This window comes from Micromonospora sp. WMMD964 (genome assembly GCF_029581455.1).
GTDB lineage: Bacteria > Actinomycetota > Actinomycetes > Mycobacteriales > Micromonosporaceae > Micromonospora.
Genome location: NZ_CP120860.1, coordinates 2,382,163 through 2,402,673 on the forward strand (window position 1 = coordinate 2,382,163; position 20,511 = coordinate 2,402,673).

General features: G+C 72.9%; 12 protein-coding genes. 8 read left to right on the top strand and 4 right to left on the bottom strand.

Going from position 1 to position 20,511, the window contains the following annotated elements; translation table 11 throughout:
- Positions 1-361 precede the first annotated feature (361 nt).
- The 6 genes from ligA (at position 362) to O7616_RS11215 (ending at position 11,370) form a co-directional block, all read left to right on the top strand.
- Positions 362-2,497, top strand: coding sequence for an NAD-dependent DNA ligase LigA (gene ligA, locus O7616_RS11190; RefSeq protein WP_282306741.1), 2,136 nt, complete (start codon positions 362-364; stop codon positions 2,495-2,497).
- Positions 2,498-2,652: 155 nt separating this feature from the next.
- Positions 2,653-5,379 (top strand): bifunctional diguanylate cyclase/phosphodiesterase, encoded by a 2,727-nt coding sequence (locus O7616_RS11195; RefSeq protein ID WP_282306743.1) that lies wholly within the window; start codon positions 2,653-2,655, stop codon positions 5,377-5,379.
- A gap of 138 nt (positions 5,380-5,517) precedes the next feature.
- Positions 5,518-5,823: an Asp-tRNA(Asn)/Glu-tRNA(Gln) amidotransferase subunit GatC gene (gene gatC / locus O7616_RS11200; protein WP_088991147.1), complete on the top strand. Its 306-nt coding sequence runs from the start codon at positions 5,518-5,520 to the stop codon at positions 5,821-5,823.
- Between the two features lie 76 nt (positions 5,824-5,899).
- Positions 5,900-7,375: an Asp-tRNA(Asn)/Glu-tRNA(Gln) amidotransferase subunit GatA gene (gatA, locus tag O7616_RS11205; RefSeq protein WP_282306744.1), complete on the top strand. Its 1,476-nt coding sequence runs from the start codon at positions 5,900-5,902 to the stop codon at positions 7,373-7,375.
- A gap of 13 nt (positions 7,376-7,388) precedes the next feature.
- A complete protein-coding gene (gatB, locus tag O7616_RS11210) occupies positions 7,389-8,888 on the top strand; it encodes an Asp-tRNA(Asn)/Glu-tRNA(Gln) amidotransferase subunit GatB (RefSeq protein WP_282306745.1) in 1,500 nt (499 codons plus the stop codon).
- Between the two features lie 124 nt (positions 8,889-9,012).
- Positions 9,013-11,370, top strand: a complete 2,358-nt coding sequence (locus tag O7616_RS11215) for a pyruvate dehydrogenase (protein ID WP_282306746.1) — start codon at positions 9,013-9,015, stop codon at positions 11,368-11,370.
- A gap of 314 nt (positions 11,371-11,684) precedes the next feature.
- On the opposite strand, the gene O7616_RS11220 is transcribed toward O7616_RS11215, so the two are convergent.
- The 3 genes from O7616_RS11220 to O7616_RS11230 all read right to left on the bottom strand — a co-directional run bounded on the left by O7616_RS11220 (position 11,685) and on the right by O7616_RS11230 (position 16,433).
- The gene (locus O7616_RS11220; RefSeq protein ID WP_282306747.1) at positions 11,685-13,289 is read right to left on the bottom strand and encodes a metallophosphoesterase; all 1,605 of its coding nucleotides are present in this window, start codon (positions 13,287-13,289) and stop codon (positions 11,685-11,687) included.
- A gap of 61 nt (positions 13,290-13,350) precedes the next feature.
- Positions 13,351-14,523 (bottom strand): PQQ-dependent sugar dehydrogenase, encoded by a 1,173-nt coding sequence (locus O7616_RS11225; RefSeq protein WP_282306748.1) that lies wholly within the window; start codon positions 14,521-14,523, stop codon positions 13,351-13,353.
- Positions 14,524-14,615: 92 nt separating this feature from the next.
- Positions 14,616-16,433, bottom strand: coding sequence for a SpoIIE family protein phosphatase (locus tag O7616_RS11230; protein ID WP_282306749.1), 1,818 nt, complete (start codon positions 16,431-16,433; stop codon positions 14,616-14,618).
- 186 nt (positions 16,434-16,619) lie between these two features.
- On the opposite strand from O7616_RS11230, the gene O7616_RS11235 reads away from it, so the two are divergent.
- On the top strand, positions 16,620-17,546 hold the full coding sequence (locus O7616_RS11235; protein WP_282306751.1) for a 2-hydroxyacid dehydrogenase: 927 nt from the start codon (positions 16,620-16,622) through the stop codon (positions 17,544-17,546).
- On the opposite strand, the gene O7616_RS11240 is transcribed toward O7616_RS11235, so the two are convergent.
- Positions 17,540-17,932, bottom strand: a complete 393-nt coding sequence (locus tag O7616_RS11240) for a PH domain-containing protein (protein ID WP_282306753.1) — start codon at positions 17,930-17,932, stop codon at positions 17,540-17,542. The genes O7616_RS11235 and O7616_RS11240 overlap by 7 nt on opposite strands.
- Positions 17,933-18,150: 218 nt before the next feature.
- On the opposite strand from O7616_RS11240, the gene O7616_RS11245 reads away from it, so the two are divergent.
- Complete coding sequence (locus O7616_RS11245) at positions 18,151-20,508, top strand: EAL domain-containing protein (RefSeq protein WP_282306755.1); 2,358 nt, start codon at positions 18,151-18,153, stop codon at positions 20,506-20,508.
- Positions 20,509-20,511: the final 3 nt, after the last annotated feature.

Sequence of the window (20,511 nt, forward strand, 5' to 3'; positions counted from 1 at the left end):
TCCTCGCACGTCATCGCCCGGACCGCCCGCCGACAACGCCGCAGCGTCGCCACTCCACGTCGCCGCCGTGGGCTTGTCGGGGTGGCGCCAGGTCGGCGATGTGGCGGTGTCGGAGTGGCGGGGGGCGCCAGGTCGGCGATGTGGCGGTGTCGGCGTGGCGGGATGGGACCACGTCGCCGATGTGGCGTCGAACCCGGATGCCGAGAGGACGGCAGCGCGTCGCCGAGGTGGGGTCGATCAAGGGAGCGGGTGAGGGCGGCGTCGCTTCCGGCGCGGGCGGACGGCAGATTGTCCCACCGGCCCGATACCGTGCCGGAGTAGCGTGATCAGGGAGGTCGCAGGCGTGTCCGAAGGTGGCGGTGTGTCCGAGGAGCAGATCGGTCAGCAGGTCAGCCCGGCTCAGGAGGCGGCGGCCGGTGCGGAGCCGACGCCCCAGGCCCGGGAGCGGCACGCCACGCTCAGCCAGGAGCTGACCGAGCACCAGTACCGCTACTACGTGCTGGATTCGCCGACCATCACCGACGCCGACTTCGACAGGCAGTTGCGCGAGCTGGAGGCGCTGGAGACGGAGTTCCCGGCGCTGCGCACGCCCGACTCGCCGACCCAACGGGTGGGTGGCACGTTCTCCACGGACTTCACCCCGGTCACCCACGCCGAGCGGATGCTGTCGCTCGACAACGCGTTCGCCGACGAGGAGTTGGCGGCGTGGGCCGAGCGGGTCGAGCGGGACGCCGGTGGCGCGGTGCCCTACCTGTGCGAGCTGAAGGTCGACGGGCTGGCGATCAACCTGACCTACGAGAAGGGCCGGCTGGTCCGTGCGGCCACCCGGGGCGACGGCCGCACCGGTGAGGACGTGACCGCCAACGTCCGCAGCATCCGCGACGTGCCCGGCCAGCTCACCGCGTCGGCCGACTTCCCGGACGTGCCCGAGCTGATCGAGGTCCGGGGCGAGATCTACTTCCCGGTGGCCGCGTTCGCCGACCTCAACGCGGGCCTGGTGGAGCAGGGCAAGGCACCGTTCGCCAACCCTCGCAACGCCGCTGCGGGCAGCCTGCGGCAGAAGGACCCGCGGATCACCGCCTCCCGGCCGCTGCGCCTGGTGGTGCACGGCATCGGCGCCCGCCGGGGGTTCCAGCCCACCGCCCAGTCCGAGTCGTACGCGGCGCTGAAGGCGTGGGGGCTGCCGACCAGCGACCGGTGGCGGGTCGTCCCGGATCTGGCCGGGGTGGCGGAATACATCGCCTACTACGCCGAGCACCGGCACGACGTCGAGCACGAGATCGACGGGGTGGTGGTCAAGGTCGACCCGGTGTCCATCCAGGGCCGGCTCGGCTCGACCAGTCGCGCGCCGCGATGGGCGATCGCCTTCAAGTACCCGCCGGAGGAGGTCACCACCAAGCTGCTGGACATCGACGTCAACGTGGGGCGCACCGGGCGGGTCACCCCGTTCGCCGTGCTCGAGCCGGTGCGGGTGGCCGGCTCGACCGTCGCCCTGGCCACCCTGCACAACGCCCGCGAGGTCGAACGCAAGGGCGTGTTCATCGGCGACACGGTGGTGCTGCGCAAGGCCGGCGACGTGATCCCCGAGGTGCTCGGCCCGGTCATCGACCTGCGGCCCGTCGACGCCCGGCCGTTCGTCATGCCGACCACCTGCCCGGCGTGCGGCACTCCGCTCGCGCCGGCGAAGGAGGGCGACATCGACATCCGCTGCCCCAACACCCGCAGCTGCCCCGCCCAGCTGCGGGAACGGGTGTTCCACCTCGCCGGTCGCGGCGCGTTCGACATCGAGGTTCTCGGCTACAAGGGCGCGGCGGCCCTGCTGGACGCCGAGGTCATCGCGGACGAGGGCGACCTCTTCCAGCTCGACGCCGAGCAGTTGTCCCGGTCCCCGTTCTTCGTCAACAAGGACGGCACGCTGGGCAGCAACGCGGTCAAGTTGTTGGATAATCTCGCCGTCGCCCGGGAGCGTGACCTGTGGCGGGTGTTGGTGGCGCTCTCCATCCGCCACGTCGGCCCCACCGCCGCCCAAGCGCTCGCCCGGCACTTCCGCTCGATGGAGGCCATCGACGCGGCCAGCGAGGAGGAGCTGTCCTCCGTCGACGGGGTCGGCCCGACCATCGCCGCCAGCATCCGCGAGTGGTTCGCGGTGGACTGGCACCGGGAGGTCGTCCGCAAGTGGGCCGAGTCGGGCGTACGGATGGCCGAGGAGGCGGTCGACGAGGGCCCGCGCCCGCTGGAGGGGCTGACCGTGGTGGTGACCGGCACACTCGCTGGCTTCTCCCGGGACCAGGCGGCCGAAGCCGTGCAGAGCCGGGGCGGAAAGCTCAGCGGGTCGGTCTCCAAGAAGACGAGCTTCGTCGTCGTCGGGGACAACCCCGGCTCCAAGGCCGACAAGGCGGCCAGCCTCAAGGTGCCGGTGCTGGACGAGGACGGGTTCCGGCTGCTGCTGGACGCGGGTCCGGACGCCGCCCGGGAGGTCGCCCAGCTCGGCGGGTGACCCGACCGCGGTTGCGGCGACGGCCGGCGGCGTATACCAACTTAATTACGACTACGACCGATTCGTGACTGTCATACCGGGAAACCGGGGGCTGAGGGCGTTTCATTGGGTCACGGCGTACCGCACCGGCACGCCGACGGTCGTCGGGAGGTGTGGTGGAGGTCGCCGATCCACGCAACTCGCTCCCGCCGGGACGCGCGACGCCGTTCGCCACCTTCGTCGTCGGCATCCTGGTGGTGGCCGCGCTGACCGCCGCCGTCCCCCTGGCGAAGCTCCCCGCCGACGTGCCCGGCCTGCCGGTGGCGTTCTGGACGATGGCGGTGCTCGCGGTGGTCTGCGACGCCCGACCGTTCGTCCCACCGGGGCGTCGGCAGACCTCCGCGGTCTTCCCGTCCACCTGCTTCACGTTCGCGATCCTGCTCGGCTGGGGCCTCGCGCCCGCAGTGGCGGTGCAGGCGGTCGGGGTGATCGTCTCGGGCTGGCGGATGCGGCACGCGGCCTGGCGGACGGCGTTCAACGTCGGCCAGTACGCGTGCGCTCTCGCCGCCGCGTACGGGGTGATCCAGCTCGGCTCGGGCATCATCTTCTCCGGCGGGCGTCTGCACTGGACCGACGTGGCTGCTGTCGGCGGTGCCACGCTGGCGTGGTTCGTCGTCAACTACGGGTTGGTCAGCTGGGCGGTGCGACTGCGTTTCGGCGACCGGTGGTGGCCGACCCTCCGCCGGGGCCTCGGCTTCGAGCTGCTGTCCACCGGCTCGCTGTTGCTGCTCGCCCCGGTGCTGGTCGCCGCCGCGCGGGTCAGCGCGGCATTGATCCCGCTGGTGCTGGTGCCGCTCTTCGCGGTCTACCGGATGGCCCGACTGACCGTGGAGCAGCAGCACCTCGCCGCCGCCGACCCGCTGACCGGGCTGCCCAACCGCAAGGCGTTGCTGGCCGAGGTGGCCGAGCAGGTGCACCTGCACGCCGAGCGGACGGCCCGTGGCGAACCCGACGGGCGACTGGCCCTGCTCCTGATCGACCTGGACCGTTTCAAGAACGTCAACGACGCTCTCGGTCACGCCGTGGGCGACCGGCTCCTGGTCGAGGTCAGTGCCCGGCTCACCGACGTGCAGCCCCGGCCACAGATGATCGCCCGGCTCGGCGGCGACGAGTTCGCCATCGTGATGACCGGCCTGACCGACGTCGCTCAGGCGCGCGAGTTGGCCGACCGGGTGGTCCAGGCGTTGGCCGAGCCGGTGCCACTGGACGGGCTGCCGTTGGACGTCGGCGGTTCGATCGGGATCGCGATCTTCCCCGAACACGGCGAGGACTTCGCCACCCTGATGCGCCACGCCGACGTGGCGATGTACGACGCCAAGCACCGCAACGACACGGTGGCCGTGTACGCCCCCGAGTCCGACCACAACTCGGCCGAGCGACTCGGCCTCCTCGCCGACCTACGCCGGGTCCTGGAATCCGGACCGTCCACGGACGGGCTGTTCGACGCCGACCAGGCAGCGGACCCGGCCGACCAGACCATCGGGTCGTCGGAGGCCGATGCCGCCCGCACCAGCGGGTCGTTCGACCCCGGTCGAGCGGGGTCGGTTCACGACGAGGGCGCGGCCGGGCAGGCTGACGGGGACGGCCGGAAGGTCGTACCGAGCGGCGTCGAGCGGGTCGACGTACCCCTGGCGGGGAAGGCCGAGGTGCGCGGCGGTGACGGGGCGGCGTTGCCCATCGGGTCCCCGGCCGAGCCCGCACCACACGCGGAGCCGGCGTCGGCGGTCGCCACGGCGTCGCCGGCCGGTCTCCGCTGGTGGGGGCGCCGTCGTCGCAACGACTCCGAACTGGCGCACGCCGACGAGCTGATCAAACGGATCGCCACCGGGGCCGACCCGATCCGGGGCCGCGGTTCCCGTGCCTCGGTCGCCGGCACCCGCTCGGGTCCGGCCCGGGAACGACGCGCCGCGGTGGCGAACGGCCGCCGGTCGTCGAACGGCGGCGCGCTGCCCGCGAGGGGCAACGGTGGCCCCTGGCCGAGGCGTGAGGGCGGGCCGGGCACGTCGGGGCACCAGGTGGGAGCGACCGGGTGGGCGCACCCGGACGGTGACGCGGCGGACGACGCCGGGGAGATCACCATGTACTACCAGCCGCAGATCGCCATCGCGACCGGCGAGGTGGTCGGGGTCGAGGCCCTGCTGCGGTGGCGGCACCCCCGGCGGGGCATGGTCGACCCGGAGGAACTCATCCGGGTCGCGGAGCAGAGCGCGGTGATGCGGCTCCTCACCCGTCGGGTGGTCGACGACGTGGTGGAACAACTCGCCAAGTGGTCGGCGGCCGGCATCGATGTGCGCGCGGCGCTGAACGTGAGCGTGCGCGACCTGCACACCGGCGAGATCGCCGACCAGATCGCCGACCGGTTGGCCCGTCACCAGGTGCCGGCCGAGCGGCTCCAGGTGGAGATCACCGAAGGCGCCCTGATGGCCGACCCGCGCCGGGTGCTGGCCACCATCTCCCATCTGCACCGCATCGGCGTGGCCATCTCGTTGGACGACTTCGGCACCGGCTACTCCTCGCTGCAACACCTGCGCCGGTTGCCGCTGTCCGAGGTGAAGGTGGACCGGTCGTTCGTGCTCGGCATGGCCGACGACGCCGACGACGCGGCGATCGTCCGGTCGATGATCGAGCTGGCCGGCGCACTGGGGCTGCGGGTGGTCGCCGAGGGCGTCGAGGACGAGCGGACCTGGCGGATGTTGCACGCCGCCGGCTGCGACGCCGCGCAGGGCTGGTTCTACGCCCGGCCCATGCCCGCCGAGGAACTGGTCACGTGGTTGGCCCGGTACCGGCCGGTTCGCCCGAGCGGGCCCCCGCAGTCGAACACCGGTCGCCACCCCACCCGCTGAGCCGGGTGCCGGGAGGGGGAGTCGGGGACGCGGCACCGGAGCGGAACAATAGACTCGCTCCGGTCACCGCGCGTCACGCTCCACCCGCCGCGCGGCAGGCACACCGCCCGACCAGCAGGACATCAGAAGGGGGCACGGATGGCCGCCATCTCCCGCGAGGAGGTCGCGCACCTGGCGCGCCTGTCGCGGCTCGCCGTCACCGAGGAGGAGCTGGACACGTTCGCCGGCCAGCTCGACGTGATCCTCCAGGCGGTCGCCCAGGTCGGCGAGGTCGCCGCCGCGGACATCCCGCCGACCTCGCACTCGGTGCCGCTGACCAACGTCTTCCGCGAGGACGTCGTCACGCCGTGCCTGACCCCGCAGGAGGCGCTCTCGGGCGCACCCGATGCCGAGGACCAGCGGTTCCGCGTACCGCGGATCCTCAGCGAGGACGTGGCCTCATGAGCGAGCGGCAGCGAGCGAATCGTCGGTGCAGCGCCGTGGTGCCTCATGGCGTCGCGGAGCGGAGCGGAGTGACGGCATGAGCGATTTGATCAAGATGACCGCGACGGAGATCGCGTCCCTGATCGCCGGGGGCGAGACCTCCGCCGTCGAGGTGACCCAGGCCCACCTGGACCGGATCGCCGCCGTCGACGACCGGGTGCACGCGTTCCTGCACGTCGACACCGACGGCGCGCTCGCCGCGGCTCGCGCGGTGGACGAGCGCCGGGCCGCCGGTGAGGAGTTGGGCCCGCTCGCGGGAGTGCCGGTAGCCGTCAAGGACGTGCTCGCCACCCGGGGCATCCCGACCACAGTGGGTTCGAAGATCCTGGAGGGTTGGCGCCCGCCGTACGACGCGACGATCGTGCAGCGCCTGCGCGACGCCGGCACGGTGATGCTCGGCAAGACCAACATGGACGAGTTCGCCATGGGCTCCTCCACCGAATACTCGGCGTACGGCCCGACGCACAACCCGTGGGACCTGACCCGGATCCCGGGCGGCTCGGGTGGTGGCAGTTCCGCCGCGCTGGCCGCGTACGAGGCGCCGCTGGCGATCGGCTCGGACACCGGCGGCTCGATCCGCCAGCCCGGTGCGGTCACCGGCACGGTCGGTGCGAAGCCCACCTACGGCGGCACCTCCCGCTACGGGCTGGTCGCGTTCTCCTCGTCGCTGGACACTCCCGGACCGTGCGCCCGTAACGTGCTCGACGCGGCCCTGCTGCACCAGGTCATCGGCGGCCACGACCCGCGCGACTCCACCTCGATCCCGCAGCCGATCCCGGACGTGGTGGCGGCGGCGAAGCTCGGCGCGACCGGTGACCTGACCGGCGTACGCCTCGGCATCGTCAGCGAGTTCGTCGGCGAGGGCGCCGAGCCGGGCGTGATGACCGCGTTCCGCGAGTCCGTGGACGCGCTCGCGAAGATGGGCGCGGAGATCGTCGAGGTGTCCTGCCCGACGTTCGCGTACGCGCTGCCGGCGTACTACCTGATCGCCCCGAGCGAGTGCTCCTCCAACCTGGCCCGGTTCGACGGCGTCCGGTTCGGCCTGCGGGTCGGCGACGACGGCAACCGCTCGCTGGAGGAGGTCATGTCGCTGACCCGTGAGGCCGGCTTCGGTCCGGAGGTCAAGCGCCGCATCATGATCGGCACGTACGCGTTGTCGTCGGGTTACTACGACGCGTACTACGGCCAGGCGCAGAAGGTCCGGACGCTCATCACGCGGGACTTCAACGCCGCGTTCGAGCAGGTCGACGCGCTGATCTCGCCGACCACCCCGTCGGTGGCGTTCCCGATCGGTGCGCGGACCGCCGACCCGTACCAGATGTACCTGGCCGACCTGTACACGATCCCGACCAACCTCTACGGCGGGCCGGGCATCTCGGTGCCGTGCGGGCTCTCCGAGGGGTTGCCCGTCGGTCTGCAGGTGATGGCCCCGACGATGGCCGACGACCGGATGTACCGGGTCGCCGCCGCGTTGGAGTCCGCCATCGGCACGTTCACTCCACCGACGTTGTGAGGCAGGAGCCCAGATGACCACGACACTGCCCGCGTACGACGAGGTCGTCGCGCGCTACGAACCGGTGATCGGCCTGGAGACCCACGTCGAGCTGGGCACGAAGACCAAGATGTGGTGCGGCTGCCCGACCGATTTCGGTGGCGAGCCGAACACCCGGGTCTGCCCGGTGTGTCTGGGCCTGCCCGGGTCGTTGCCGGTGGCCAACAAGGCGGCGATCGAGGCGATCATCCGGATCGGTCTGGCGTTGAACTGTTCGATCGCCGAGTGGTGCCGGTTCGCCCGGAAGAACTACTTCTACCCGGACATGCCGAAGAACTTCCAGATCAGCCAGTACGACGAGCCGATCTGCGTCGACGGTTACCTGGACGTCGAGGTCGGCGGCGAGACGGTGCGGATCGAGATCGAGCGGGTGCACCTGGAGGAGGACACCGGCAAGACGCTGCACGTCGGTGGGGCCACCGGCCGCATCCACGGCGCGACGGAGTCGCTCGTCGACTACAACCGGGCCGGCATCCCGTTGGTCGAGATCGTCACCAAGCCGATCACGGGGACCGGCGCGCTCGCGCCGGAGGTGGCCAAGGCGTACGTCGCCGAGCTGCGCGACGTGATCCGTGCCCTCGGTGTCTCCGACGTGCGGATGGAGGAGGGTTCGCTGCGCTGTGACGTGAACACCTCGCTCAACCTGCCGGGCGCGGAGTGGGGCACCCGCACCGAGACGAAGAACGTCAACTCGCTGCGGTCGGTGGAGCGCGCGGTCCGCTCGGAGATGCTGCGGCAGGCGTCGGTGCTCGACGCGGGTGGCCGGATCACCCAGGAGACCCGGCACTTCCACGAGGACACCGGCGACACCACCCCGGGTCGCTCGAAGGAGACGGCCACCGACTACCGGTACTTCCCGGAGCCGGATCTGGTGCCGATCGCTCCGGACCCGGCGTGGGTCGCCGAGCTGAAGGCGGCCCTGCCGGAGCTGCCCCGGGTGCACCGGCGTCGGCTTCAGGAGCAGTGGGGCCTCTCCGACCTGGACATGCAGTCGGTGTTGAACGCGGGCGCGGTCGAGCTGATCGAGGCCACGGTGGCGGCCGGCACCACCCCGGCGGCGGCCCGCAAGTGGTGGCTGGGTGAGCTGTCCCGCCGGGCCAACGAGAGCGGCGTGGAGTTGGCCGAGATCGGTGCCACCCCCGCCCAGGTCGCCGAGCTGCAGGGGCTGGTCGACGCCGGCAAGCTCAACGACAAGATGGCCCGTACGGTGCTGGAGGGCGTGGTCGACGGTGAGGGCTCGCCCACCGAGATCATGACCAACCGGGGCCTGGAGGTCGTCTCGGACACCGGTGCGTTGACCGCCGCCGTGGACGAGGCGATCGCCGCGAACCCCGGCATCGCCGACAAGATCCGCAGCGGCAAGGTCGCCGCGGCCGGCGCGCTGGTCGGGGCCGTCATGAAGACCACCCGGGGCCAGGCCGACGCCGCCGCCGTCCGCACGCTGATCCTGGAGCGCTTCGGCGTCCAGGGCTGAGAGATCGACCCGGAGCAGGCCGCCGCCGTGACCCGGCGGCGGCCTTCCGTCACCCCCGTCGACCACGCGGCCACCCCGCACCCCTCGTCGAGGGCGTCAACGCGGACGCCCGAATGGAGCCACCGTGACCCAGCACGACCTCGACGTCCTCGACGAGATCCAGCGGCGGGTGCTCTGGCTCGCCACCCGGATCGTGGACGCCGCCAACCACGACCGGGCCACCGGTGACGGTGTGAAGGTCGGCGGCCACCAGGCGTCCAGCGCCTCCCTGGTGACGGCGATGACCGCGCTCTGGTTCGCGCACCTCGACGCCGAGGACCGGGTCGCCGTGAAGCCGCACGCGTCCCCGGTGTTCCACGCCATCCAGTACCTGCTCGGCAACCTGGACCGGTCCTACCTGCCCCGGCTGCGGGCCCGGGGCGGCCTCCAGTCGTACCCGTCGCGCACCAAGGACCCGGACGAGGTGGACTTCTCGACCGGTTCGGTGGGTCTCGGGGCGGCGGCGCCGCTCTTCGCCGCCGCCACCCGGCGGTACGTCGACGCGCACTTCGGGGCCCGCCCGCACTCCCGGTTCGTGGCGCTCATCGGGGACGCCGAGCTGGACGAGGGCAACATCTGGGAGGCGGTCGCCGACCCGGCCACCACCGGGCTGGGCAACGTCATGTGGCTCGTCGACTTCAACCGTCAGTCGCTGGACCGGGTGGTCCCGGGCATCCGGATCAACCAGTGGCGCGGTCAGTTCGAGGCGGCCGGCTGGCACGTCGTGGAGGTCAAGTACGGCCGTAAGCTCGCCGAGGCGTACGCCCGGCCGGGTGGCGAGGCGCTGCGCGACTGGATCGACGCGATGCCCAACGAGCAGTACCAGTCGCTGTTCGGGTTGGCCGGTCCCGCCCTGCGCAAGCAGTTCCTGGACGGGGCGCCGGGCGGGATCGCCGAGCTGATCGCCGACGTTTCCGACGAGGACCTCGGCCCGCTCGTCACCGACCTGGGCGGGCACGACCTGCAGGCGATGCTCGACGCGTACGCCCAGTGCGACGCGGTCACCGACCGGCCCAGCGTCGTCTTCGCGTACACCGTGAAGGGTTGGGGTCTGCCCATCGCCGGCAACCCCCGCAACCACTCCGCGCTGCTCAGCACCGAGCAGGTGGACACGCTGCGGGCCGCGCAGGGCCTCACCGCCGACACCGAGTGGGACCGCCTCGACCCGGCGTCACCGGCCGGGATCCGGGCCGGCGCCCGCCGGGAGGCGCTGTCCCGCGCGCCGCGCGAGCGCGCGTTGGGGGTCACCGTCCCGGAGAGCACGGGAGTACGCGCCAACAAGCCGATCTCCACGCAGGAGGTCTTCGGTCGGGTGCTGGTGGACCTGGCCCGGGACCGGGAGGTGGGTCGTTACCTGGTCACCACCGCCCCGGACGTGGCCACCTCCACCAACCTCGCCGGGTTCATCAACAAGACCGGGGTGTTCGCCCCCACCGAGCAGCGTTCCTGGACCGAGGACCGGATGCTGCGCTGGACGGAGAGCCCCGCCGGGCAGCACATCGAGCTGGGCATCTCGGAGATGAACCTGTTCCTGCTGCTGGGTCAGCTCGGCCTGTCGTGGGACCTGTCCGGGCAGCCGCTGCTGCCGGTGGGCACGGTCTACGACCCGTTCGTGTTGCGGGGCCTCGACGCGTTCCTGTACGGCACGTACTCCGGCTCCCGGTTCGTGGTGGCGGGCACCCCGTCCGGCATCACACTGGCCCCGGAGGGCGGCGCCCACCAGTCCACGATCACCGCGTCGGTCGGCCTGGAGTTGCCCGGGGTGACCTTCCTCGAACCGGCGTACGCGGGCAGCCTCGACTGGTTGCTCTGCGACGCGCTGGGCCAGATCGCCGGCGGTTCCAGCCCGGCCGCGACGGCTGGGCCGACCGAGGACGGGGCGTACTACTTCCGGCTGAGCACCCGCCCGCTGGACCAGGCGCCGTTCGAGGCGGCCCGGGCCCGGCTCGGTGACGCGGTCCTGCGTCGGCAGGTGGTCGCCGGGGCGTACCGGTTGGTCGACGCGCACCAGGCGTACCCGCACCTGGTCGACGCGCCGGTGGTGCAACTGGCCGCCTCCGGCGCGGTGCTGCCCGAGGTGCTGGCCGCCGCGGCGGAGTTGGCCGAGGAGGGCGTCGCCGCGCACGTGGTGGACGTGACGTCGCTGGACCGGCTCTACCGGGCGTGGCAGCGCACCCTGCGGCAGGGTGTGCGCACGGCCACGGTGCCCAGCGTGCCTGGTGCGCTGCGGTCCGCGTTCGCCGACCGGGTGCCGGTGGTGACCGTGCACGACGCGGCGTCGCACGCGATGGCCTGGCTCGGGTCGGCCGTGGGCGCGCCGGCGGTGCCGCTCGGGGTGGACGAGTTCGGCCAGTCCGGCACCGTCGCGGAGCTGTACGAGGTGCACGACCTGCTGCCCGGCAGCATCGTCAACGCGGCGCTGGCCGCCATCGCCCTGCGCTGACTCCGGCGAGGAGCGTTGTCACTTTGAGTGAGTTGCTCAGGAAGAGCATGTTCGCAACTCACTGTGATGGCCAGCCGTCAACAACACCACCCCAATTCGTCCTTTGCTCTGCTGCTGCCGATGCGCCACCAGGTTGACCAGCGCGAACAGGCCGACTCTAGGTTGGCGTGGGCGTGGCCAGGTGCACCGAGAGTGACTGGTGCGGATTGGGCGGCAGAGCAAAGGGGGCAAGCGGGGTGGTGAAGGGGCTCCGGTCTTTCTACTGTCCGTCACATTCGAGGGGCGGGGTCGCCCCATCGGCGCGTCGCCTCGGCTCAGCCGGTCGGCGTGGGCGTGGGAGTGGCCGGCGCTCCGCCGGTCGGCGTGGGCGTGGTCGTGGCGGGGACACCGGCGGTCGGGTTCTCCACCAGGCGTCGTTCGAGGTTGACCTGGGCCTGGCCGGTGCCGCCGACGGTGATCGTGTCGTACGCCTGCAGCATCTTCTGCTGGTCGAAGTAGAGCACGCTCATCGACAGTGGGGTGGGCTTCTCGCCCTCCAGGCCCCGCAGCCCGGCACCGCCGGTCGAGCCCTCCACCATCAGCGTGGTGGGCTGCTGCCCCGGCGCCTGCGGCAGCTTGGAGACCTGCCGGGAGTGGGTGTGCCCGGCCAGCACCAGCGGGCAGGTGCCGGCCAGCGGCCCGGCCGACGCCGGGTCGTGCACGAGCGCGATGTCGACCGGTCGCGGTGAGGCGCGGACGGTCGCGGCGAGATCGACGCCGGCCCCCGCCACCTGGTCGGCCACCTGCGGGGTCAGCCCGCTGCCGGCCGGGGAGGTGTTCTTGTCCGGGGTGAAACGCGGGTCGCCGATGCCGGCGATGGTCAGGCCCGCGACTGTCGTCGTGGAATTGTCCAATACGATCGCGTTCGACTGTCGGGCCACCGCGGCGGCGGTCTTGCCCGAGTCGTGGTTGCCCCGGATGAAGACGTACGGCTTCTTGAGCAGGCTGATCGAACCGACGAAGGACGCCTCCGGCTCGCTGCCCCAGTCGGTGATGTCGCCGGTGTCGATCACCACGTCGATGCCGAACTGCTCGACGACGGTGCGGATCAGCTGCCAGCCGGTCGGGTTGAGGTGCATGTCGGAGACGTGCAGGACCCGGGTGGTGCCCGGGGCCGGCTCGTACACCGGGAGTGCCGAGACGGTGGTGTAGAGCTGGCTGACGTTGCCGACCAGGCGTTGCAACTGCTCGGCGTACTTGGTGTAGTCGTTGGCGATCCGGCGGGCGTCACCGACGATGGCCGGCGCGTTGACCAGCAGCCCTTCGTAGCGTGGTTCCTCGATCGCCTGGGGGCGCAGGGTGGCCGCCGCCGTGCCGAGGCTGCCCGCGGTGAACAGCAGCGCCAACCCGCCCGCCCAGGCCGTCCGCCGCGAGTTCCGGAAGATCAAGCCGGCCAGGACCAGCGTGACCAGCACCGACGCGCCGAGGGTCCGCAGACCGAGTCGCATGATGCCGGAGCGGACGTCCTCCACCGCGCTCTGGCTCGCCCGGCTGATGCTGGCCGGGTCGTCGAGCAGTGCCTCGGTGCGGCCCTGGTCGAGTGCGCCGAGCCGGACGGTGAGGTGGGTCGGCCCGTCGTGGCTGTCGAGCAGCAGCGCACCGAGCGGTGGGATGTCGACGGTGGTGCCGCCGTCCCGGGCGGGGGAGATGCTGAGGTTGGCCCGGAACGGGCCGATGTCGGTGTCCACCCGACCGCCGGCCAGCACCCCGAGCGCCGCCCCGACCAGTGCGATGGCGAGGACCGCGCCGATCAGCCCGATGCGGCGCAGCGGCCCGGCCAGCGCCACCCACCTGCCGTTCGGGCGCGGCAGGTCGCCGCCGGTCGCCGGGTCGTCCCGGTCGCCGGCGTCGTCGTGCTGCTCGTCGCGTTGCCCGTCCATGCTGAGATTCTGACCTGCCCGTCGGAAGATCTTGGCAAACCTGAACGGATGGTGACGGACGTCAGCCGCGCCCGCCGTCGCCGCCCGCGAAGACCACCCGCAGGAGCCGGTCGTCGTCGCCGGCCGGGTCACCCCGCCCGTCGTGGTTCGACGTGCCCACCCAGAGCGACCCGTCCGGTGCGGCGGCCACCGCTCGCAGTCGGCCGTACCGGTTGGTGAGCAGATCGCTGGGCTGGCCGAGCAGGGTACCCGTGTCGGTCAACTCCATCACCCAGAGGCGCTTGCCGCGCAGGCAACCGGTGACCAGCAGCCGGTCCGCGGCGGCCAGACCGGAGCAGGACGCGTCCGAGGTCGCCCACTGCGTGATCGGGTCGGTGAACCGCTTGTCGCCGGCCCGCCCCTCGACCTCCGGCCAACCGTAGTTGCCGCCCTTGGTGATCTGGTTGATCTCGTCCCACGTGTTCTGGCCGAACTCGACCGCGTACATCCGCTTGGCGGCGTCCCAGGTGAAGCCCTGTACGTTGCGGTGGCCCAGCGACCAGACCGGCGAACCGGGGTAGGGGTTGCCGGCGGACGGCTTGCCGTCCGGTGTGATCCGCAGGATCTTGCCGCCGAGGCTCTTCACGTCCTGCGAGAGGGGGCGCTCGCCCGCGTCGCCCGTGCTGACGTAGAGCTGCCCGTCGGGGCCGAAACCCAACCCGCCGCCGTTGTGCACGTTGGCCTTGGGGATGCCGGTCAGGATCGGGGTGGGCTGACCGCCGAGTTCCAGCCGCGCGACCCGGTTGTCCTGCGCGGAGGTGTAATAGACGAAGACCGACCGGTCCTGCGCGTAGTTGGGGGAGACGGCGATGCCGAGAAGACCGCCCTCCCCGGCCGCCGCCACGTCGGGGATCGTCTGCGCCGGGCGGACCCGCAGCCCGTCCGGCCCGGACTCCGGGCCGACCTGGAGGATCCGGCCGTTGTCCCGTTCGGTGACCAGCGCGCCGCCGTCGGGCAGGAAGGCGATGCCCCACGGCACCCGCAGACCCTTCGCCAACACGGTCGTCACCGCCTGCTGGCCGGCGCCGCCGGGGCTCGCCGACGCGGACGGCGTCGGCAGGTTGGGCGGCTCGCCGGCCGGGTCGGGCTCCGGCTCGCCGAAACTGCAACCCGAGGCGAGCAGCAGCGCCGCGCAGGACGCCGCGAGGACCGCCCGGAGGCGACGGACGCGAGGGTACGGGGGACGGGCTCTCACCCGGCCCAGGGTAGCCCGCCGGACGCCCCGCCCGGACCCGTCGCGAGCCGACGCGCGCCGGTGACCCGTCCAGGTGGTCCCCGCTGGACCGCTCACCGGGCCCGTACGGCCAGCAGCGCGGCGTCGTCCTCACGGCCGTGAATCGAGGCGAGCAGCAGGTCGCACACCTCGTCGAGGGGCAGCGTGTCGGTGCCGGCCAGCCGGCCCACCAACTCGGCCAAACCCTCGTCGATGGACCGGTCCCGCCGTTCGATCAGCCCGTCGGTGTAGAGCAGCAGCGTGTCGCCGACCGCCAACCTGGTGGAGTTGCTGGTGCGCGGCGACGGCCGGGCCAGACCGAGCAACGGCTCCGGCGCCGCCTCCAGGATCTCGACCGACCCGCCGGAGCGGAGCACCAGGGCCGGCGGGTGACCCGCGTTGGACCAGGTCACCTCGTGGACGTCGGCGACCCGCGGACAGATCCGAACCAGTGTCGCCGTGGCCGCGATCGGCAACCGCAGGCCGCGGATCGCGGCGTCCAGGTCACTCATCAGCGTCCCGACACCGTCGGGCCGGCCGAAGGCGTTGCCCCGCACCAGGTTGCGCAGCTGCCCCATCGCCGCCGCCGCCTCGATGTCGTGCCCCGCCACGTCACCGATGGTGACGATCACGTCGCCGTCGGGCTGGACGAAGGCGTCGTACCAGTCACCGCCCACCTCCACCCGGTCGGCGGCCGGCTGGTAGCGGGCCGCCAGCGCCAACTCCTTCACGTCCGGCAGGTGGGGCAGCATGCTGTGTTGCAGGACCTCGGCCACGTGCCGCTGTTCGCCGTACATCGAGCTGTTGCCGACCGCCTGGCCGGCCCGGCGGCCGATCTCGACGGCGGTGAGCAGGTCACGGTCGTCGAACTGTTGACGCTGCGCGCTGTTGACGAGGGTGATCGCCCCGAGCACGGTGCCGCCCGCCCCCTGCATCGGCACGCTCAGGTACGAGGCGATGCCCAGACGACCGGCGATGGCCACCATCTCCGGGTCGGTCGTCCCCCTCGCCACGTCGTCCACGGATGCCACGCCGCCGAGTTGGGGCTGGCCGGTGCGCAGGACCGACCGGACGATCGACTGCGGGCTCAGACCGGTGCGCAGCAGCTCACCGAAGCGTTCCATGTCGGCGGCGCGGGCCGGGTCGTGGTGCACCGAGACCACCTCGCGGGGCTGGCCGGTCGGCCCGATCAGGGTGAGCAGGCACCAGTCGGCGAGCGGCGGCACCATGGTGGAGGCGAGCCGGCGCAACGCGGTGCCCACGTCGAGGGTGTCGGCCAGCGTCTCGCTCACCCCGGCGACCAGCTCCAACCGTTCGTGCGCCTGCACGGCCCGCCGCCGCGCCTCCTGCGCGCCGTCGAGCGCGATCCGCAGCCGCAGCTCCGACGAGCACGCGGCGGCCAGGTCGGCCAGTGTCCGCAGCTGGGCGGTCGTCCACGCGCGGGGTTTGTTGTCGATCGCGCACAGTGCGCCGAGCACCCGGCCGGAGAGATCGGTCAGTGGCATCCCGGCGTACGCGACCACACCGAGGTCATCGATGGCCAGATTGTCCCGGACGCGGGGGTAGAGCCGGGCGTCCGGCAGCACCATCGGCACCTCGATGTCCACGACGTGCTGGCAGAACGAGTGGCTCAGCGGGGTCTGCCGGCGCTGCGACCAGGGTTCCGGCAACCCCACCGCACCCGGGAAGAACTGCCGGTCGGCGGAGACCAGGGAGACCAACGCCACCGGTACGTCCAGCAGGTCGCTGACCAACCGGGCGAACCTGTCGAACGCCTCGTCCGGGGTCGCGTCCAGCCCGGTCTCGGTGAGTGCGCGCAGCCGCGCCGCGTCGCCGAGCGCCGGAGGAGGCACGTTCGGACGCCGGGCGTTGGCGGGGGAACCGTCGGTCATCGAGCACCTGTCTGCCGGGACGGAGGAGGACCGGCCCTCCGACAGTTCTTATACCTCGTCCGGGCCTGAATCGAACATGGGTGTGCCGAGCCTCGCCCCGCCCCGGCGGCGCGCGCCGGCCGCGGAGACGCCGGATCCCCGCCGTGCCCGCACGGACCGCCGCGCCGGGGACTATCGTCGGCGGACGTGAAGGTATGGATCCCGCACCAGGCCGGTCTGAGCCTCATGGGCGAGCTGCCCCCGGACGTGACGGTGGAGGTGTTCGAGCACGCCGACCGCATGCCGTCCGACGCCGCCGACGTCCGCGTCTGGGTGCCACCGTTCCTGGGTGGCTCCGACGGGACGGCGTTGCTGCGGGAGCTGCCCGACGTGGCGGTGGTGCAGTTGCTCTCCGCCGGAGCGGACGCATGGGCCGGTCGGACACCGCCGGGTGTCACGCTCTGCGACGCCCGAGGCGTGCACGACCCGTCGACCGCCGAGTGGGTCGTCACGGCGATCCTCGCCCGACTGCGGGCGTTCCCCGCGTTCGTCCGGGCGCAGGCCGAGCGGCGCTGGGCGTACGAGGGGAACACCCCCACCGACGAGCTGACCGGCAAGCGGGTGCTCATCGTCGGGGCCGGTTCGATCGGCACCGCTGTGCGGGACCGGCTCGCCCCGTTCGAGGTGAGCTTCACGCTCGTCGCGCGGACCGCCCGCCCGGAGCAGGGGGTGCACGGCGTCGAGGAGCTGCCCCGGCTGCTGCCCGAGGCCGACGTGGTGGTGGTGATCGTGCCGCTCACCGACCAGACCCGTGGCCTGATCGACAAGGACTTCCTCGCCGCGATGCCGGACGGGGCGTTGCTGGTCAACGCCGCCCGGGGGCCGGTGGCCCAGACCGAGGCGCTCGTCGCCGAGCTGGCCACCGGTCGGATCGCGGCCGCGCTGGACGTCACCGACCCGGAGCCACTACCCGCCGACTCGCCGCTCTGGGCGATGCCGAACGTGTTGCTCACCCCGCACGTGGCCGGGTCGGTGCGCGGGCTGCTGCCGCGGGCCTACCGACTCGTCGGTGACCAGGTGCGCCGTTTCGCCGCCGGGCAACCACTGATCAACACGGTGGTCGACGGTTACTGATTGGGCGTCTCGGCCGGGGTGTGGGGCAGGCTCTGGCCGGTGACCGCCACCAGCCGGGGCAGGTCCGTGCCGCGTACCGCCGGCAGGGTGACCTGCTGGCCGTCGTCGAGCCGGGCGACCGCCCGCCCACGCTCGTCGGTGACCAGCTCGATGACCTGGTCCCAGGCGATCCGGCGCTGCCCGGCCAACGCCCGTACGCGCAGCCCGGTGGCGTCGGCGTCGGTGCCGGCCCGCCAGGCCCAGGCTCCGACGGCGAGCGGCACGAGCAGCACCGGCAGAAAATAGGACCGGGCGCTGGCCAGCGGCAGTGCACCGATGAAGGCGATGATCGCGGCGGCCAGGATCGCTTGGTTGTGCCGGAAGCGGACCGTGTCGGACTTACTCACCCTCCGATGATCCCACCCCCGGCCGGTCCGGCTCGCGGCGGGCGGTGCCGGCAGGGCGCGGTACGCCGTACAGTGACACGGGTCATTGTCTCGTTTCGGTGACCGGCACGTAACCGATCCAGTCGCCGCTCGTTGCCACTTGTTGAGCAGCGGACCAGCAACGTCCGATGCCCCGCACCGTCGTACCGCCCCCGTGCCCCCTCACGAAGGCGACCGCCGTGCTCCTCGCGTACCCGTTCCGCGTTCTCGTCCCCCGTCGGGCGGCGCCGGAGGCCGTCACGTCCAAGGCGGTGACGCTGCTCCTTCTCGCCGGTGCCGTCGACCTGGTTCCGACCCCGGTGGTGATCGCGCTGGCCGTCGGTGCCGGAGCCACGGTCGCCGGGGTGCGGCTCACCCGACTGGCCGGCCGGCACGGCACCGCACCGTCGTCGCGTGCGGCGAGCGTGCTGCTCGACGCGGCGGTGGTGACCGCCGGCCTCACCGCGGTCGTGCTGCCCCTGGCCGCCCTCGGGTCGAGCTTCGCCGTGCTGGTCGGGTCGCTGGTCGTGGCGGCCCTCGCGGTGAGCGGTCTTCGTCGCCTCCCCGGTCGGACGCGTCCGTCGCCCGGGGCCCGGCTGCGCCGGCTCGTCGAGTCGAGCGGCCCGGCCGTCGGCCTGGCCCTCACCGCCTGGCTGCTGCTCCCCCGCGACGGCCTGCCCGATCCGGCTCGTCTGGTCGTCGCGGTGGCGCTCGGCGGGCTGGGCATGGCCGCCCTGAACGCGTTCGCGGGGCCACGGCGACACTCTGGCGCGTCCGTCTGTCGGGGCGCTGTCCTCCTCACCCTGGGCGGGTTGGTGCTGCTGGCCGCGCTGCCGTCCGCGTCGGAGGGCCGGGCGGCCCTGCTGGCCGTACCCCCGATGGTGTTCGGGATGCTGCTCGTCGCGGTCGGTGCGGACGTCGCGGCGGACACGGTTGCCGCGGAGGCGGTCCCCGCGGCCTGGCCCCGGGCGGTGCTACCGGCGGCGATGCTGCTGCTGGCGGCGGGTCTGCACCTGACCGCAGGCCGCGCTCTGGACCGGACGAGCGTGGTGTTGGCCCTGGCGGCGGTGCCGCCCCTGATGGTGCGCGAGTTGCTGCGCTCGGGTGAGGCGTCCACCACCGAACGGCGGGCCGCGCACCGCCGCCGGTCCGGTGGCGCGGTCCGGCACCGCGCGGCGCAACCGCGCTGGCTGGGCAGGTCGGAGCCGCCCGCGCGCGTCGACGACCCGGACGCTCCGACCACCACGCGCGGTGTCGACGCGGCCTGGCAGCCGGGTGCGGCCTGGCCGGCGCTCGACCGGCGGCCCGTTCCGACGGGAGGCGGTGGTCCGGGGGACCGGGCGGCCCTGCTGGACGCCCTGGCCGCGATCGGTGACGTGCCGGTGCCGACCGGCGCGCTGCTGCTGGTGGACCTGCACGGCACCGATGCGGTCGGCCCGACCGTTCGGGAGGACGTGCTGGCCGAGGCGGTGCGCCGCGCCCGCGCGGTGATCGCCCCCGACGACCTGGTCACCGGCTGCACGGGTACCGGCTTCGCCGTGGTCACCGCCGCCGGTCCGGTGCTCGCGTACGCGCTGGGCACCCGGCTGCTGACCGCGCTCAGCCCGCCCTATCCGCTGGCCGGCGCGGTGCTGCGCGTGCAGACGAGCATCGGGCTGGCCGAGGTGAGCGGGGCCGGGCCGGCGGACGTGCTCCGTCAGGCCGAGCTGGCCCGCCGCCGGGCGGTGCAGTTGGGCCGGGACCGGGTCGAGTGGTACGACGCGTTCCTGGAGGAACAGCTGGTCCGCCGTCTCGACCTGGAACGTGAGCTGCCCGGTGCGGTGGCGCGCGGCGAGTTGGACCTCGTCTACCAGCCGGTGCTCGACCTCGCCGACGGGCAGCCGGTGGGTGCGGAGGCTCTGCTGCGGTGGCGGAGCCCGGTGCTCGGCACGGTGCTCCCGGCCGAGTTGCTGCCGGTCGCCGAGGACCTGGACCTGGTCGGGGAGCTGGAGTGGTGGGTCCTGGACCGGGCCTGCCGGCAGTTGTCCAACTGGACGGTGGGCGTGCGGGAGCTGTGGATGGCGGTCAACGTGACGACCCGGGAGCTGGCCACCCCCGACTTCGTTCAGCGGGCGGCAGCCGTGCTCGCCGCGTACGGGGTGCCGCCGGAACGGCTGGTGGTGGAGGTGAGCGAGCCACGGGTCGCCGCCGACCTGTCGACCGTGGTGGCCCGGCTGGCCGGGTTGCGGTCGTTGGGCGTCCGCACCGCGCTGGACGACTTCCGGGCCGAACACGCCTCGCTGGCGCAGCTCCGTCGGCTGCCGATCGACCTGTTGAAGGTGGGCCCGGAGTTGGTGGGCGCGCGGCCGGACGAGCAGCCGCCGCTGATCGACGTGGTGGTCAACGTCGGCGAGCGCCTGGGTGTGGAGATCGTGGCGGAGGAGTTGGAGTCGCCGACCCAGGTGGAGGGGGCGCGTCGGGGCGGTTGCCGGTACGGGCAGGGGTTCGCGCTGGCCCGACCGGCGACGGCCGAGCGGGTCGAGGCGTACTTCGAGGAATTCCCCTCCGCATCCCGCTGAACC

What these genes read in the sequence shown, in the direction of transcription:
- gatB (WP_282306745.1), top strand. Translation starts at nt 7,389, where the DNA reads ATGACCACGACACTGCCCGCGTACGACGAGGTCGTCGCGCGCTACGAA.
- O7616_RS11230 (WP_282306749.1), bottom strand. Translation starts at nt 16,433, where the DNA reads ATGACCGACGGTTCCCCCGCCAACGCCCGGCGTCCGAACGTGCCTCCT.
- gatA (WP_282306744.1), top strand. Translation starts at nt 5,900, where the DNA reads ATGAGCGATTTGATCAAGATGACCGCGACGGAGATCGCGTCCCTGATC.
- O7616_RS11220 (WP_282306747.1), bottom strand. Translation starts at nt 13,289, where the DNA reads ATGGACGGGCAACGCGACGAGCAGCACGACGACGCCGGCGACCGGGAC.
- gatC (WP_088991147.1), top strand. Translation starts at nt 5,518, where the DNA reads ATGGCCGCCATCTCCCGCGAGGAGGTCGCGCACCTGGCGCGCCTGTCG.